Raw genomic sequence first — 16,599 nt, 5'->3', positions numbered from 1 at the left:
TTATATAATTATATAATAGTAAAAGATTTTTAGTAATTGCTTATAATGATTTGATTTTTTAGGAAGTAAAGGGTAAAATTTAATTAATATGATAATTAGTTAGGAGTTTGATTATGAACGGTTTAGTTTTAGGTTTGGATATTGGTATTGGATCAGTAGGTGTAGGTATTCTAAATAAAGATACTGGTGAGATTATCCATACGAATTCTCGGATTTTCCCAGCTGCAACTGCTGATAATAATGTTGAAAGAAGAAACAGTAGACAGGCTAGACGATTGAATCGCAGAAAAAAACATCGTGGTGCTCGACTTCATGATTTATTTGAAGATTATGATTTACTAATTGATTTTTCCAAGGTGTCCATTAATCTAAATCCTTATCGGCTTCGTGTACAAGGATTGGATAATCCATTAACAACCGAAGAGTTGTTTATTGCATTAAAGAATATAGTTAAGAGACGTGGGATTAGCTATTTAGATGATGCTTCTGAGAATGGTGGTGCAGTATCGTCTGATTACGGTAAGGCAGTTGAGGAAAATAGAAAATTACTTGCTGAACAAACACCTGGTCAAATCCAACTAGAGCGTTTTGAAAAATATGGTCAAGTAAGGGGAGATTTTACTGTTGAAGAAAAAGGCGATAAGCACCGATTAATTAACGTTTTTTCAACATCTGCTTATAGAAAAGAGGCTGAACGAATTCTTAGAAAACAGCAAGAATTTAATAATCAGATCACGGATAAGTTTATAGAAGATTACTTAAAAATACTTACAGAGAAAAGAAAATACTATCATGGGCCAGGTAATGAAAAATCTCGGACGGATTATGGACGTTTCAGAACAGACGGTACGACGTTAGATAATATTTTTGGTATTTTAATTGGTAAATGTACATTTTATCCGAATGAATACAGGGCTTCAAAAGCTTCCTATACTGCTCAAGAGTTTAATTTGCTAAATGATTTAAATAATTTAACAGTTCCTACAGAGACCAAGAAACTGAGTGAGGAACAAAAGAAAACAATCGTTGAATATGCGAAGTCGGCGAAAACATTAGGGGCTTCAACCTTATTGAAATACATTGCTAAAATGATTGATGCTTCAGTAGATCAGATACGTGGTTATCGTGTTGATGTAAACAATAAACCTGAAATGCACACTTTTGAAGTCTATCGAAAAATGCAGTCGCTAGAAACAATTCCAGTTGGAGAATTTTCTAGAGAAGTTCTAGATGAGCTTGCTCATATTTTAACTCTAAATACTGAACGAGAAGGTATAGAAGAAGCGATTAATACAAAGTTAATGGATGTATTTAGTCAAGACCAAATACTTGAATTGGTTCAATTTAGAAAAAATAATAGTAGTCTATTTAGTAAGGGATGGCATAATTTTTCTCTTAAACTCATGATGGAGTTGATACCAGAACTCTATGAAACTTCAGAAGAGCAGATGGCAATTCTAACACGATTGGGTAAACAAAAATTTAAAGAAACATCAAAAAGAACTAAGTATATTGATGAAAAAGAAGTAACAGAAGAAATCTATAATCCTGTGGTAGCAAAATCTGTCAGACAGGCCATAAAGATAATCAACGAAGCAACTAAAAAATATGGTATCTTTGATAATATTGTTATCGAAATGGCGCGAGAAAATAACGAAGAAGATGCTAAGAAAGATTATATAAAACGTCAAAAGGCAAACCATGATGAGAAAAATGCTGCTATGGAAAAGGCTGCATTCCAATACAATGGGAAAAAAGAGTTACCAGATAGTATTTTTCATGGGCATAAGGAATTGGCTACTAAGATTCGTTTATGGCACCAGCAGGGAGAGAAGTGTCTCTATACTGGGAAGAATATTCCAATTTCAGATTTAATTCACAATCAGTACAAGTACGAAATTGATCATATTTTACCTCTATCTTTATCGTTTGATGATAGTCTATCTAATAAAGTATTGGTTCTAGCTACAGCAAACCAGGAGAAGGGGCAGCGAACACCGTTTCAGGCATTAGACAGTATGGATGATGCTTGGTCATATCGTGAGTTTAAATCATATGTAAAAGATTCTAAATTATTAGGTAATAAAAAGAAAGATTACCTTTTAACGGAAGAAGACATTAGTAAAATTGAAGTGAAGCAGAAGTTTATCGAACGGAATTTAGTTGATACTCGATATTCTTCTCGAGTTGTTCTAAATACTCTACAAGATTTTTATAAAGCGCATAAATTCGATACAACTATTTCGGTAGTACGTGGGCAATTTACCTCTCAGCTAAGAAGAAAGTGGGGACTTGAAAAATCTCGTGAAACATATCACCATCATGCTGTGGATGCTTTAATTATTGCTGCTTCAAGTCAATTAAGGTTATGGAAAAAACAAGCTAATCCCCTAATTTCTTATAAAGAGGATCAATTTGTTGATTCAGAGACAGGCGAAATTATTTCGTTAACTGATGATAAATACAAAGAATTAGTATTTAAAGCACCTTACGCCCATTTTGTTGATACATTAAGTAGCAAGAAATTTGAAGATAGCATCCTATTTTCTTATCAAGTGGATTCAAAATATAATAGAAAAATTTCAGATGCAACCATTTATGCAACAAGAAAAGTGAAATTGGATAAAGATAAGTCTGAAGAAACTTATGTTTTAGGTAAGATTAAAGATATTTATAGCCAAGCAGGGTATGATGCATTTATTAAAATTTACAATAAAGATAAGAGTAAATTCTTAATGTATCACAAAGATCCTCAGACGTTTGAAAAGGTAATTGAAGAGATTCTAAGAACTTATCCATCAAAAGAATTTAATGAGAAGAATAAAGAAGTTCCTTGCAATCCTTTTGAGAAATATAGACAAGAAAATGGACCAATCCGTAAGTACAGTAAAAAAGGCAATGGACCAGAGATTAAAAGTCTAAAATATTATGATAAAAATATTCCTGAATCATTTATTAACATAACTCCTTCTAATAGTAAAAATAAAGTAATCCTACGTCAATTAAATCCTTGGAGAACAGATGTCTATTTTAATCATCAGACGGAGAAGTATGAGTTGCTTGGATTAAAATATGCAGATTTACAATTTGAAAAGAAGACCGGGACTTATTCTATAACTATTGATAAATATAATGAGATTAAAGAAAAAGAAGGAGTGGGCGAGCAGTCAGAATTCAAATTTACCTTATATAAAAATGACTTGCTTTTAATTAAGGATACGAAAAATAACGAGAAACAGATTTTTAGATTCTTATCTAGAACAATGCCAAATGTGAAACATTATGTAGAACTAAAACCTTATGATAAAGCCAAATTTGATGGTAACCAGCCATTGATAACAATCTTTGGAAATGTTGCAAAAGGAGGACAATGTTTGAAAGGATTAAATAAATCAAATATCTCCATTTTTAAAGTTAAAACAGATGTTTTAGGTAATAAACATTTCATCACAAAAGAGGGTGAAAAACCAAAACTCAAATTTTAAAATTATTTTAAAAAGAGTTGCAAATGCTTTTACAATGTATTATAATAGTAACTGTAAGGGACGCCTTGCACAGTTACTTAAATCTTGCAGAAGCTACAAAGATAAGGCTTCATGCCGAATTCAACACCCTGTCATATATGGCGGGGTGTTTTCGTTTTGTGAAAGAGGAAAATACGATGACTTGGAGAATTGTGCATGTCTGTCAGAGTGAAAAAATGAAATTGAAGTTAGATAATCTTCTAATTAAAAAAATGGGTCAAGAATATGTTATCCCACTTAGTGATATTTCTATTATTGTGGCAGAAGGAGGGGAGACTGTTGTAACTTTAAGATTATTAAGTGCTTTAAGTAAGTATAATATTGCCTTGATTGTCTGTGATAATGAGCATTTGCCTACAGGAATTTACCATTCTCAAAATGGCCATTTTAGAGCCTATAAAAAATTACAGGAGCAATTATTGTGGACGCAGGAGCAAAAAGATAAATTATGGCAAATAGTAACCTATTTTAAAATAAACAACCAGCAAGATGTTCTTGCAATGTTTGAGAAAAATATTGATTGCATTCAATTATTAGCAGACTATAAAGACCATATTGAATATGGAGATAAAACCAATCGTGAAGGCCATGCTGCAAAAGTTTATTTCAATGAATTATTTGGAAAAAAATTCGTACGTCTTACACAACAGGAAACGGATGTTATTAATGCTGGCCTAAATTATGGTTATGCAATCATGAGAGCGCAGATGGCACGTATTATTTCTGGGTATGGGTTAAATCCCTTAATAGGAATTTTTCATAAGAATGAATATAATCAATTTAACTTGGTTGATGATCTAATGGAACCTTTTCGGCAGATTATCGATGTCTGGGTCTATCAAAATTTACGAGATGAAGAGTATTTGAAGTACGAGTTTCGCTTGGCGCTAACAGATACATTAAATGCAAAGATTCGTTACGGTAAAGAAACCTGTTCTGTAACGGTAGCAATGGATAAGTATGTCAAAGGCTTTCTAAAATGTATCTCTGATAAGGATACTAGCAAATTTTACTGTCCAATGGTGTCAAGTGTAGAATGGAGCTAAAGAAATGAGGTATGAAGCATTGAGATTATTGTGTTTTTTTGATCTACCAATGGAAACAAATCAAGAAAAAAGAGTCTATCGTAATTTTCGGAAAGACTTAATCGCAAACGGCTTTGAAATGTTGCAGTTTTCTGTTTATTATAGAACCTGTCCTAATCGAAGTTTTGCTAGTAAATTCTATAAAAAATTAAGTCAGAGTAATTTACCAAGTGGGAATGTCCGTTTGCTAGCTGTGACTGAAAAACAATTTTCTGAAATGGTTTTAATAATTGGTGGAAAAACAAAGCAAGAAGAAGTAGTCAGCGATAATAAGTTGGTAGTTATATGAAAATGAACATTAGTCATCCATACAAGGATAATATTTCATTAAGTTTTGGTCAATTTACTCAAGTTGTGGGACAAGATCAGCAACTAAAGTATTATATTTGGCAGATACTATTATGGTATTTTGGAGGAAAAAAATATAGTGAGGAAGATTTAGTTCTATTTGAACAAAATGAGCCTAAAATACTGATAGATGATACAGTTGTTTCCCGTTCAGAATTTAGTGTTATTCAAATATCCAATATCAATGATTTGATTGAACAAATGGAATATAAAAAAGGGACAGTAGCTTATGGTTATCTAAAGAAAAAAATTACTTCTATTGAGATAATGGAGCAAATTGAAAATATCAATGACAATCTAGATAGGATTTCACTTCAATTGAATCAGAAGTTGAATCTTCAATTAGATGACATTATCTATCATACTGAAGCAAAATATTTTAATACGGATCAATTGATTCAAAAGAATTTTTTACCATACTTTGGAACAAATGATAAAAATATTTCATTTGAATTTGTAGATAATAAGATAAAGTTTTTATTATTTCTTTCCATGTTAGAAGTTATGGCGACAAACAGTTCTGAAAAGTTTTTGCTTGTCTTACGAAATTTGGACGATTTTCTATCCTATAATGATTTTGTTGAATGTTGCGAGAAAATGGAGTTTCTGACTAATCATAGCGATTCATTATATATTGTTTTATTTCCTTCCAATGAAGGTTATCTTCATGTCACGAAAGAAGTTTTAGAGGAAATCAATATTGTTTCCGATTATGTTGATCATTTTTATTCTCTAGAATTTATGTATGATCGCTTTACCAATCAGTATCCAATAAATCAAATGCCTGATGAACAAGAATTTTTAACTTCTTTAAGAAAAATTGGATCCTATTTATTTAGCTCGGACATTCTCCACATGAGTTTATCTGTAGAAGATCAAGTAGCATTAAAAATTTTGAATAATTTGTATCAGTACAAAATGAAAATAAAATTCTGTATTGAATCAATCAATCCAATGTTATTGAAATATTTGGAAGAATAGTATTGACGAGTGAGATTTAAGGCTTTATAATGTTTTTGAGGGAACAAAAATCAAAATTGACGAATTTGAGGTTTTTGTACTCTCAAGATTTAAGTAACTGTACAACCGCTAATTGTGGCTTTCTTCATGTCTGAACGTTTTTGTACTCTCAAGATTTAAGTAACTGTACAACTCGTTATTAGGTACGCAGACGATATCTTAGGTTTTTGTACTCTCAAGATTTAAGTAACTGTACAACGTTTTTATGGGTAGTGAAAATGGACCTAAAGTTTTTGTACTCTCAAGATTTAAGTAACTGTACAACTAGTGAAATACATAACGGTCGGTAGGTAAGGTTTTTGTACTCTCAAGATTTAAGTAACTGTACAACTAATTTATTACACGATAATATATAATATAAGTTTTTGTACTCTCAAGATTTAAGTAACTGTACAACAGATATTTTGAAACTCTTTAGAGAGGAACTGTTTTTGTACTCTCAAGATTTAAGTAACTGTACAACTGATAACTCTGAAAATTTGTCTAAAGCACTGTTTTTGTACTCTCAAGATTTAAGTAACTGTACAACCGACACACAAGAATCTGAAGGACTACCAACGTTTTTGTACTCTCAAGATTTAAGTAACTGTACAACAAGTGATTGTTGTCAATGAAAAATCACAATGTTTTTGTACTCTCAAGATTTAAGTAACTGTACAACTTGGCACCCCCAAAGTATATATAAAGTAAGGTTTTTGTACTCTCAAGATTTAAGTAACTGTACAACCTTTCCCAAGATTTACAACAACAGACGACGTTTTTGTACTCTCAAGATTTAAGTAACTGTACAACCGGTTGCTTATGGCTTTAAACGACAGGAAGGTTTTTGTACTCTCAAGATTTAAGTAACTGTACAACAAAACAACAAGGTTCTAAACTAGAAGATGAGTTTTTGTACTCTCAAGATTTAAGTAACTGTACAACAGCATTTGATTACTATTAAATTCTGTGATGGTTTTTGTACTCTCAAGATTTAAGTAACTGTACAACAATTCCTCCGCATCCATTGAGAATTGTCCTGTTTTTGTACTCTCAAGATTTAAGTAACTGTACAACTAGTTTTTTTACATCTAAATTGTCAATTTTGTTTTTGTACTCTCAAGATTTAAGTAACTGTACAACGCCGAGGCTCTAGACCGTGAGAGCTACAAGGTTTTTGTACTCTCAAGATTTAAGTAACTGTACAACATTTTTTGAAAAAGGAGCGGTAAACCGACAGTTTTTGTACTCTCAAGATTTAAGTAACTGTACAACGTCTCATCATACTAATCGCCCTAGTTATCGGTTTTTGTACTCTCAAGATTTAAGTAACTGTACAACCCGGCCATAAATGTATCGGATTTTGTGAGATGTTTTTGTACTCTCAAGATTTAAGTAACTGTACAACCAAAACCTAGTTTTGACCTTTAACCAACATGTTTTTGTACTCTCAAGATTTAAGTAACTGTACAACAATTGTCATAGTTCTCTTGTGCGTTGGATAGTTTTTGTACTCTCAAGATTTAAGTAACTGTACATTTAGATAATATTAACAATTGTTTAACTTATATAAAAACCCGCTCTGCTGAGCGGGTTTCGTCTATTCTTATCTTCTTACAGTACCCATGTACGGATGGCATGGGCAACGCCAGATTCGTCATTTGTTTTGGTGATGTATTTGGCGATTTTTTTGATTTCTGGATTTCCATTTTCCATGACAACGGGGTTTCCAACGACTTCCAGCATGGCACGGTCATTTTCTTCGTCTCCGATAGCCATGGTTTCATCTTTGGTCAATCTGAGTTTTTCAGCTAGGTGAGTGATGGCTGAACCTTTGTTTACATTCTTTTTAAGGAGTTCGAGGTAGAAAGGAGCAGACTTGTTGATAGAGTAGCGTTCGTAAAATTCTGCTGGGATTTTTTCAATCGCAGCATCGAGAATCTCTGGTTCATCAATAAACATACACTTGACGATTTCTTTATCAGCCATTTCTTCAGGAGTTCGGTAGAAAATAGGCATGCTGACGAGGGTTGATTCGTGCACTGTATATTTTCCGATATTGCGATTTGCAGTGTAGATACCGTCCTTGGTAATGGCATGCATGTGGACACCGAGCTTACGACTGAGGAATTCCATATCCAGATAATCCTCATAAGTCAAGGATTCGCTGATAATCTCATGGCCGGTCGCAGTTTCTTGGACAAGGGCACCGTTGAAAGTTACCACATAGTCACCCTCGTCTCTCAACTGCAGGTCGTCCAGAAGTTTGGCAACACCTGCGATGGGGCGGCCAGTTGCAATCACGACTTTGACACCAGCTTCTTTGGCATCTTGGATGGCAGAAAAAACTTCAGGTGTGATTTCCTTTTGGCTATTGACTAGGGTACCGTCAATATCGACGGCGATTAGTTTAATACTCATAAATTTCCTCTTCTAGTTTTTATTTGGGGTAAAATGATCGTTCTCAATCAAGTGTAAAAATTGCTGGGTGATACTTGCGAAGATGCTGTTTTGGTCTAACATTTCTTTTGGAAAATAGAAACGATTATCTCCGTGGCGACTACCAGCAAGGGATTGAACGATAGGAGACAGGCTAGAGAGTTCCGCCAGTTGACCATTTTTCTGTAAAATCTCAATCTGTGTCCGAGGATTTTCAGATTCGGGACGATAGATATCATAAGGGAGGTCAAAGTTCTTATGAATGGCAGTATAGTAGTCGGGATCAAAGCCAATGTCCTCAACCAATTTTCTCATGCTGGCAAGTTGGTTTTGGTCTTCTTGTGAAAATGTGATGGATTTAAAGACCTTACGGTTGACAAAACGTTGCGACAAGTCTGCAAGAATCTTGTCAGGACTGGTCATCCAGAGCTGGAAGTAGGTATTCATCACTCCATCATCCAGAGCCAGATAATCAGATAAGGTCACATTTTTTTCAAAGAATGGCAGGAGGTGTGGGGAAGTTCGTGCAAAGAAATCTTTGTCTTTTGGATAGAGTTCCTTGGCGCGCTTGAGAAGATTCTGCAGGAGAACTTCCATGGCACGTGTTGCAGGGTGGAAATAAACCTGCATGTACATCTGGTAGCGACTGAGGACGTAGTCTTCAATGGCATGCATGCCATTGCGCTGAAATGCGATTCCATTTTCGATAGGACGAATGACACGTAAGATCCGAGTCAGGTCAAATTCCCCATAAGAAGCTCCTGTAAAATAGGAGTCGCGCAAGAGATAGTCCATACGGTCCGCATCAATCTGACTGGAAATGAGTTGCACGACCTGCTTGTTAGGATAGGTATGGTCAATGACACTGGCTACCTTTTCTGGAAAATCTGGCGCGACTTGTAGCAGGACTTGGTGAATCTCCGTTTCAGGACTTTGGACAATCTCCTGAGTAATGGCTTCGTGGTCTGTATCAAAGAGATTTTCAAAGGTGTGGGAGTAGGCACCGTGTCCTAGGTCATGTAGGAGGGCAGCAGTCATGGTCAAGAGAGACTCGGCAGGATTCCATTCTTCGGGATATTTTTCTTCAAAAATCTCTGTGATGCGTCGTGCAATTTCATAGACTCCTAGACAGTGAGAGAAGCGACTATGCTCTCCACCGTGGAAGGTATAACTGGAAGTTCCTAGTTGTTTAATACGGCGCAAGCGTTGAAATTCTTTTGTATTGATCAAGTCGTAGATGATTTGATTATTAACATGGATGTAGTTGTGAACTGGGTCACGGAATACTTTTTCGTTCATATGACCATTATAGCAAAATCCTGCTCTTTTTGGTAAAATAGTAGGACAAGAGACAAGAAAGAGGACTTGATGTGAAGATTCGGATGCGAAATACGATTCAGTTTGATGAACAGTTGGAAGTGATTGACCAACTCTATGATGTAGAAGTGCATGAAAAGGGAGATTATAGCTACCTGCTTTTCTATAATGAGGAAAAGGAAAAAGTAGTTATTAAATTTCATGGTCAAGAACTGGTGATGAGCCGATTTTCCAATCCCAAGACCATTATGCGCTTTCTAAAGGATAGTGATAGTTTGGCCTATATTCCTACACCCATGGGCATGCAGGAGTTTATTATCCAAACCAGTCGTTATGAAGTTGATGGGCAAAAGATTCATTTAGACTATCAACTACAAAATCAAGAGGGACAGCCCTTTGCCAGCTATCAATTGGAAATTACTTGGGGCTAGGTATGACTGGGGACGAGGTTATAGCAACGAAGCTGGTAAAGTTTATGAAATCAAGCTTTTCTTGCACATTTTTAGTAGCTGAAACCTTTATTTTTTCAGATTAAGGTTATAATACTCATTTCATTGCCTATTATTTATTAAAGCGAAATATAATACCCGTCTTCCCTTATACTTGTTCCAAATGAGTAAAGAGTATTTGAGATCTAGCTATTGTGATTATTGTATATTCAAAATCTAAAAATTGATAAAAGGGACAGTGAATGTCCCTTTTCATTTCTATAGAATTCAGAGTTTTAGATAGGATAGATTGGTAAATAATGAAGAAAATATTTTGGGAAAATAGACACCAAAAACGATATTTGTCTTCCGTATAGTGTTAACGTTATCCACGTTGGTTTTTCTTTTTGTTTTCATGAGTCTTTAAAAAGTAATCTATCTCCTTTTGAGGCCTAAGGATAATAACTTTATCTGGATAGGTTTCTTGAACCCACTTGTAGCGTTCTTTAGCAGTTTTGCTCCGTCCATCCCAGAGAATCCATCTGATAAACTCCCAATTAAATTGTTCTTGACAACCAGCTGCCATACTTTCTCTGACCTTACCTCGATATGTGAGATACCGTTTAAAGGCTCGAAAGAGACAGGTCAATGGCGAAAAATTGAGAAAGATGATTTGATCAGCATCCTGCATTCTTTCCTCATAGAAACACCAAGAATAATTACCATCAATAACCCAAGCTTTATGCTTGGTGAGAAAGTTATTCATCTCGGCCAACATCCATTCACGGTCACTGTCTTGCCAACCGGCTTGAAATTGGAGTGTGTCCATGTGCAGTTTTGGGATTGAGTAGCAGTGAGACAACTTTTCGGCTAGAGTTGACTTACCAGCACCAGAATATCCGATAATTGCGATTTTCATTTTCTACCTTTTCCTATTTGAGGACAAAAAAACAGCCTCTATGGACTGTTTCTTATTTAGCAAGTTTAGCTGAAAGACGAGCTTTGTCGCGGCTTGCTTTGTTTTTGTGAATCAAACCTTTAGTTTCTGCTTTATCGATAGCTGAGCTAGCAGCACGGAAAAGTTCTTCAGATGGGTTTGCTTCGAAAGCTTTGATAGCAGTACGCATAGCTGATTTTTGAGCTGAGTTTTTTTCGTTTTGTTTAACGTTCAATTCAGCGCGTTTGATAGCTGATTTAATGTTTGCCAATGTTCTTACCTCCATATTTACTAACTATACCATTATATCTGAAAACTTACGTTTTGACAAGGGAAAATTATTTTTTTAAGTAAATTTCATCGATTTCATGGTTCTTTGTTTTATGAAGAATCACTTCCGCACGATTTCTAGTTGGTTCAATATAATTTTGTAGATTTGTGAGATTGATACTGGTCCAGACCTGATGGGCAAAGGACTCCACTTCCCCAATCGGCATTTGCGTAAAGCGATAGTAGTAGCTATCAGGGTCGTTTTGGGCTAGGCTCAGCATTTTCAAGAAACGGTCCAGATACCAACTCTCGATGTCATCGACTGCAGCATCAACATAGATGGAAAAGTCAAAGAAGTCAGTAATGTAGAGACGCTCGTTTTGTGGATTTTGAAAGACATTAATCCCCTCGACAATCACAAAGTCTGCAGCTTTGACGCTTTGTTTTTCCTCAGGTATGATGTCGTAGACTTCATGAGAATAGACAGGAATATCTACATCTTGTCCATTTTTGATGTGGTCCAAGAAGTTGAGAAGGGCCTCCATATCATAGCTTTCAGGAAATCCCTTACGATTTAAAATCCCTTGTTCAATCAAGGTCTGGTTGGGATAGAGAAAGCCATCAGTTGTTACTAACTCAACCCTAGCATCTGTAAGTGTACGAGACAGTAGGATTTGAAGTAGGCGACTAGTTGTTGATTTTCCAACGGCAACGCTCCCAGAAACCCCAATGATAAAAGGTTGAGATTTGCTTTCACGTTGAAGGAAAATCCCTTTTGAAAAGGCCAAATCGTCCTTGGTACGCTTGTAAATCTGGATGAGATGGGCTAGGGGAAGATAGACATCGGTAACATCCTGTAAACTAATCTGGTCATTAAAACTCTTGATAGATTCTAATTCCTCTTCTGTCAAAGGAGGTGTCGTCTTTCGATGTAAAGATTGCCAAGTCTGGCGGTTGATTTTTTCAAAATGTAAAAATTCGTTGGTCATAAGTTTGTCTTTCTGATTCGATATCTTAGTATAGCATATTTTGGGACTAAAAACATCTAGTATCTTATAGAAAAAGTTTCTCTCGATTAAAACAATAATGACAAACTACATCGTATTGTCAAATTACTTGGAAACGATTTAATATTTCGTTAAATTATGGTAAAATAGTTTCATGAGTAAAATGTATTATGCAGAAAATCCTGACGCTGCTCACGACATTCATGAGTTGAGAGTAGAGTTGTTGGGACAAAAAATGACCTTTTTGACGGATGCGGGTGTTTTTAGCAAGAAAATGGTTGACTTTGGAAGTCAACTCTTGCTCAAGTGTCTAGAGGTCGATGAAGGAGAAACTGTCCTTGATGTAGGTTGTGGTTACGGGCCTTTGGGCTTGTCCTTGGCTAAGGCTTATGGAGTTCAGGCGACCATGGTCGATATCAATAACCGTGCCTTGGATTTGGCGCGACAAAATGCTGAACGAAATAAAGTAGAAGCGACGATTTTCCAGTCTAACATCTATGAACAAGTTGAGGGCAAATTTGACCATGTCATTTCCAATCCTCCTATCCGTGCAGGAAAGCAAGTGGTTCATGAAATCATTGAGAAAAGTAAAGATTTCTTGGAAATTGGTGGAGATTTAACAATCGTTATCCAGAAAAAACAAGGGGCCCCAAGTGCTAAGTCTAAGATGGAAGATGTGTTTGGCAATTGTGAAATCGTCAAAAAAGATAAGGGGTACTATATCCTTAGAAGTGTGAAAGAATGAGAGCAGTTGATTTAATCCAAAAGAAACGAGATGGTCAAGAACTGACTTCGAGTGAAATTGAATGGCTAGTTGAAGGCTATGTGTCAGGAACTGTTCCTGATTATCAGATGTCTGCCTTGGCTATGGCTGTTTATTTCAAAGGAATGACAACTCGAGAAATCTCTGATTTGACCATGAAGATGGTTCAGACAGGGCAAGAGTTTGATTTATCCGCTATTGATGGGATTAAAGTTGACAAGCATTCTACGGGTGGTGTTGGTGATAAGGTGACCTTGATTTTGGCTCCTCTTGTTGCTAGCTTTGGTGTACCTGTGGCAAAAATGAGTGGTCGTGGTCTCGGCCATACTGGTGGAACAATTGATAAATTGGAGTCAATTAAGGGCTATCAAGTGGAACGCAGTCAAGAGGATTTCATTGCACAAGTGCAGGATATTGGTGTATCTGTCATTGGGCAATCAGACCAGTTGGTCAAAGCAGACAAGCTTCTCTATGCCCTTCGTGACGTGACAGCAACTGTCGACACGATTCCCCTAATTGCCAGTTCGGTGATGAGCAAGAAAATTGCGGCAGGAGCGGATGCTATTTTGCTAGACGTGACTGTCGGTGAGGGTGCCTTCATGAAGACGGTTGATGAGGCGCGTGAATTGGCTCAAACCATGGTGGAGCTTGGTAAGGCTGTTGGACGGAAGACGGTAGCAGTGATTACGGATATGAGTCAACCTTTGGGACGGGCGATTGGAAATCGCCTTGAAATTCTTGAGGCATTGGAGATTTTACAAGGTCAAGGTCGTCAGGATATTACCCACTTCATCTGTGAATTGGCTCAAATTATGCTTGACTTGGCAAATGTAAACAAGACAGTTGAAGAAGTTCACCAACATCTTGAAAATGGTCAAGCACTGGTTAAGTTTGAGGAGATGGTCAAAGCCCAGGGTGGAGACTTGGAAGACCTCTATCGTCCTGTAAATGTAGCCCATGTGGTGGAAATCCCTGCTCAGGAAACGGGGGTCATTTCAGCTCTTCCAGCTATGGAATTTGGGCTTTATGCTATGAGACTGGGGGCAGGCCGTGCAGTCAAGTCTGATGCCTTGGACTATGAAACAGGAATTGTTTTTGAAAAGAAAGTTGGAGATTCCGTTCAAAAGGGAGAAATTGTTGCAAAAGTATACACAAATGGAAAAATTTCTCCTCAGCTAGTTACAGATTTTCAAAAATATGTTAAAATAAATGATAGCGTGCAAAGTTTACGAGAAATTATAGAAACCATCTCATAAACTGCAGGAGAATCCGAATATGAAATTAAATAAATATATCGATCATACACTTTTGAAACAAGATGCGACAGAAAATCAAATTGATTGTTTGTTGTCTGAAGCTAGAGAGTATGATTTTGCCAGTGTTTGCGTTAATCCGACCTGGGTTGAACATGCTAAAAAAGGGCTTGAAGACACAGATGTCAAGGTCTGTACAGTAGTAGGTTTCCCTTTGGGGGCAACAACTTCAGCTGTGAAAGCATTTGAAACCAAGGAAGCTATCCAAAATGGTGCAGATGAGATTGATATGGTGATCAATGTTGGAGCTCTCAAATCAGGTAATCTTGATTTGGTTGAGTCGGATATTCGCGCAGTAGTGGAAGTAAGTGGTGACAAGTTAGTGAAAGTCATTATTGAAGCTTGCCTTCTGACTGACCAAGAAAAAGTTTTGGCTTGCCAATTGGCCCAAAAAGCTGGAGCTGATTTTGTTAAAACATCTACTGGCTTTTCAACTGGTGGTGCGACGGTAGCAGATGTTAGATTAATGCGTGAAACAGTTGGACCTGATATGGGAGTCAAGGCTGCTGGCGGAGCTCGTTCTTATGCAGATGCTCTTGCCTTTGTGGAAGCAGGTGCGACCCGTATCGGAACTTCAGCTGGGGTAGCCATTTTAAAAGGAGAATTGGCAGATGGCGACTACTGAGTTGATTGAACTAGCAATTGAAACCAGCAAGCAAGCCTATGTACCCTATTCTCATTTTCCAGTCGGAGCTGTTTTAGTGGCGAAAGATTGTAGCACTTATACAGGTGTCAATATTGAGAATGCTAGTTATTCTTTGACTAACTGTGGAGAACGTACAGCGATTTTTAAAGCAGTTTCTGAAGGCCAAAGAGAATTTTCAGAATTGATTGTCTATGGAGAGACTGAAAAACCAATTTCGCCATGTGGTGCTTGTCGCCAAGTGATGGCTGAATTTTTTGAACAAGATCTAAAAGTGACCTTAGTCGCAAAAGATAAATCGACGGTCGAGATGACGGTCGGGGAATTACTTCCATATTCTTTTACAGACTTAAACTAGTCTGAGTCGCTCTATGAGTGGCACGGTCCTTGTGGCCAACCAATCCATACTTGCAACATCGTTGCACATCTTATTTAGGAGGTTCAGTAATGAACAAGAAACAATGGCTAGGCCTTGGTCTAGTTGCAGTGGCAGCAGTTGGACTTGCTGCATGTGGTAACCGCTCTTCTCGTAACGCAGCTTCATCTTCTGACGTGAAGACAAAAGCAGCAATCGTCACTGATACTGGTGGTGTTGATGACAAATCATTCAACCAATCAGCTTGGGAAGGTTTGCAAGACTGGGGTAAAGAACACAATCTTTCAAAAGATAAAGGTTTTACTTACTTCCAATCAACAAGTGAAGCTGACTATGCTAACAACTTGCAACAAGCGGCTGGAAGTTACAACCTAATCTTCGGTGTTGGTTTTGCCCTTCACAATGCGGTTGAAGAAGCAGCAAAAGACCACTCTGATTTGAACTATGTCTTGATTGATGATGTGATTAAAGATCAAAAGAATGTTGCTAGCGTAACATTTGCTGATAACGAAGCTGCTTACCTTGCAGGTGTTGCAGCGGCTAAAACAACTAAAACAAAACAAGTTGGTTTTGTAGGTGGTATTGAATCTGAAGTTATCTCACGTTTTGCAGCTGGATTTAAAGCTGGTGTTGAGTCAGTAGACCCATCTATCAAAGTACAAGTTGACTATGCTGGTTCATTTGGTGATGCTGCTAAAGGTAAAACAATTGCAGCAGCACAATACGCAGCTGGTGCAGACGTTGTTTACCAGGCAGCAGGTGGAACAGGTGCTGGTGTCTTTGCAGAAGCAAAATCACTCAACGAAAGCCGTTCTGAAAGTGAAAAAGTTTGGGTTATTGGTGTTGACCGTGACCAAGTAGCAGAAGGCAAATACACTTCTAAAGATGGAAAAGAATCAAACTTCGTTCTTGTATCTACTTTGAAACAAGTTGGTACAACTGTAAAAGATATTACTAACAAGGCAGAAAAAGGTGAATTCCCTGGCGGTCAAGTGATCGTTTACTCATTGAAAGATAAAGGGGTTGACTTGGCAGTAACAAACCTTTCAGAAGAAGGTAAAAAAGCTGTTGAAGATGCAAAAGCTAAAATCCTTGATGGAAGCGTAAAAGTTCCTGAAAAATAATGGATGGAAGTCATTTCTTAGGAAGC

General features: G+C 36.8%; 15 protein-coding genes and 1 CRISPR repeat array. Of the genes, 10 read left to right on the top strand and 5 right to left on the bottom strand.

Annotated elements, in window-relative coordinates; translation table 11 throughout:
• The first annotated feature begins 113 nt into the window (after positions 1–113).
• From cas9 to csn2-St, 4 genes are all read left to right on the top strand, one after another.
• A complete protein-coding gene (gene cas9 / locus D7D54_RS03680) occupies positions 114–3,485 on the top strand; it encodes a type II CRISPR RNA-guided endonuclease Cas9 (protein ID WP_033681978.1) in 3,372 nt (1,123 codons plus the stop codon).
• Between the two features lie 176 nt (positions 3,486–3,661).
• Positions 3,662–4,570 carry a type II CRISPR-associated endonuclease Cas1 gene (gene cas1 / locus D7D54_RS03675; protein ID WP_031237777.1) on the top strand — a complete coding sequence of 303 codons (909 nt, stop codon included), beginning with the start codon at positions 3,662–3,664 and terminating at the stop codon, positions 4,568–4,570.
• A 4-nt stretch (positions 4,571–4,574) separates the two neighbouring features.
• Positions 4,575–4,898, top strand: coding sequence for a CRISPR-associated endonuclease Cas2 (gene cas2 / locus D7D54_RS03670; RefSeq protein ID WP_001268300.1), 324 nt, complete (start codon positions 4,575–4,577; stop codon positions 4,896–4,898).
• Positions 4,895–5,938 carry a CRISPR-associated protein Csn2-St gene (gene csn2-St, locus D7D54_RS03665; RefSeq protein ID WP_033681977.1) on the top strand — a complete coding sequence of 348 codons (1,044 nt, stop codon included), beginning with the start codon at positions 4,895–4,897 and terminating at the stop codon, positions 5,936–5,938. Before cas2 ends, csn2-St begins: the two co-directional genes overlap by 4 nt.
• Before the next feature lie 70 nt (positions 5,939–6,008).
• A CRISPR array of direct repeats spans positions 6,009–7,496; the repeat unit is 36 nt; unit sequence GTTTTTGTACTCTCAAGATTTAAGTAACTGTACAAC.
• A gap of 74 nt (positions 7,497–7,570) precedes the next feature.
• Here the strand turns inward: csn2-St and yidA are convergent.
• Entirely contained in the window at positions 7,571–8,377 is an 807-nt protein-coding gene (yidA, locus tag D7D54_RS03660) for a sugar-phosphatase (protein ID WP_020902345.1), read from the bottom strand.
• 12 nt (positions 8,378–8,389) lie between these two features.
• Positions 8,390–9,694, bottom strand: coding sequence for an HD domain-containing protein (locus D7D54_RS03655; protein ID WP_020902346.1), 1,305 nt, complete (start codon positions 9,692–9,694; stop codon positions 8,390–8,392).
• A gap of 71 nt (positions 9,695–9,765) precedes the next feature.
• Here D7D54_RS03655 and D7D54_RS03650 point away from each other — a divergent pair, with 71 nt between their 5' ends.
• Positions 9,766–10,143 carry a YwiB family protein gene (locus D7D54_RS03650; RefSeq protein WP_020902347.1) on the top strand — a complete coding sequence of 126 codons (378 nt, stop codon included), beginning with the start codon at positions 9,766–9,768 and terminating at the stop codon, positions 10,141–10,143.
• A 382-nt stretch (positions 10,144–10,525) separates the two neighbouring features.
• Here D7D54_RS03650 and D7D54_RS03645 read toward each other — a convergent pair whose 3' ends face one another.
• From D7D54_RS03645 to coaA, 3 genes are all read right to left on the bottom strand, one after another.
• Positions 10,526–11,059: a DNA topology modulation protein gene (locus tag D7D54_RS03645; protein ID WP_120718839.1), complete on the bottom strand. Its 534-nt coding sequence runs from the start codon at positions 11,057–11,059 to the stop codon at positions 10,526–10,528.
• A gap of 52 nt (positions 11,060–11,111) precedes the next feature.
• Positions 11,112–11,348, bottom strand: a complete 237-nt coding sequence (rpsT, locus tag D7D54_RS03640) for a 30S ribosomal protein S20 (RefSeq protein ID WP_001274000.1) — start codon at positions 11,346–11,348, stop codon at positions 11,112–11,114.
• Between the two features lie 67 nt (positions 11,349–11,415).
• Entirely contained in the window at positions 11,416–12,336 is a 921-nt protein-coding gene (coaA, locus tag D7D54_RS03635) for a type I pantothenate kinase (protein WP_120718838.1), read from the bottom strand.
• Between the two features lie 172 nt (positions 12,337–12,508).
• On the opposite strand from coaA, the gene D7D54_RS03630 reads away from it, so the two are divergent.
• The 5 genes from D7D54_RS03630 to D7D54_RS03610 all read left to right on the top strand — a co-directional run bounded on the left by D7D54_RS03630 (position 12,509) and on the right by D7D54_RS03610 (position 16,573).
• On the top strand, positions 12,509–13,099 hold the full coding sequence (locus D7D54_RS03630; protein WP_120718837.1) for a class I SAM-dependent methyltransferase: 591 nt from the start codon (positions 12,509–12,511) through the stop codon (positions 13,097–13,099).
• The gene (locus tag D7D54_RS03625; RefSeq protein WP_120718836.1) at positions 13,096–14,373 is read left to right on the top strand and encodes a pyrimidine-nucleoside phosphorylase; all 1,278 of its coding nucleotides are present in this window, start codon (positions 13,096–13,098) and stop codon (positions 14,371–14,373) included. The genes D7D54_RS03630 and D7D54_RS03625 overlap by 4 nt, the downstream gene beginning before the upstream one ends.
• 19 nt (positions 14,374–14,392) lie before the next feature.
• Positions 14,393–15,055, top strand: a complete 663-nt coding sequence (deoC, locus tag D7D54_RS03620) for a deoxyribose-phosphate aldolase (protein WP_120718835.1) — start codon at positions 14,393–14,395, stop codon at positions 15,053–15,055.
• Positions 15,042–15,431 carry a cytidine deaminase gene (locus D7D54_RS03615; RefSeq protein ID WP_120718834.1) on the top strand — a complete coding sequence of 130 codons (390 nt, stop codon included), beginning with the start codon at positions 15,042–15,044 and terminating at the stop codon, positions 15,429–15,431. Before deoC ends, D7D54_RS03615 begins: the two co-directional genes overlap by 14 nt.
• Before the next feature lie 89 nt (positions 15,432–15,520).
• Positions 15,521–16,573 carry a BMP family lipoprotein gene (locus tag D7D54_RS03610; RefSeq protein WP_120718833.1) on the top strand — a complete coding sequence of 351 codons (1,053 nt, stop codon included), beginning with the start codon at positions 15,521–15,523 and terminating at the stop codon, positions 16,571–16,573.
• Positions 16,574–16,599: the final 26 nt, after the last annotated feature.

It is taken from the genome of Streptococcus chosunensis (genome assembly GCF_003626515.1).
GTDB lineage: Bacteria > Bacillota > Bacilli > Lactobacillales > Streptococcaceae > Streptococcus > Streptococcus chosunensis.
This window is presented reverse-complemented; position numbering and strand designations above follow the sequence as displayed.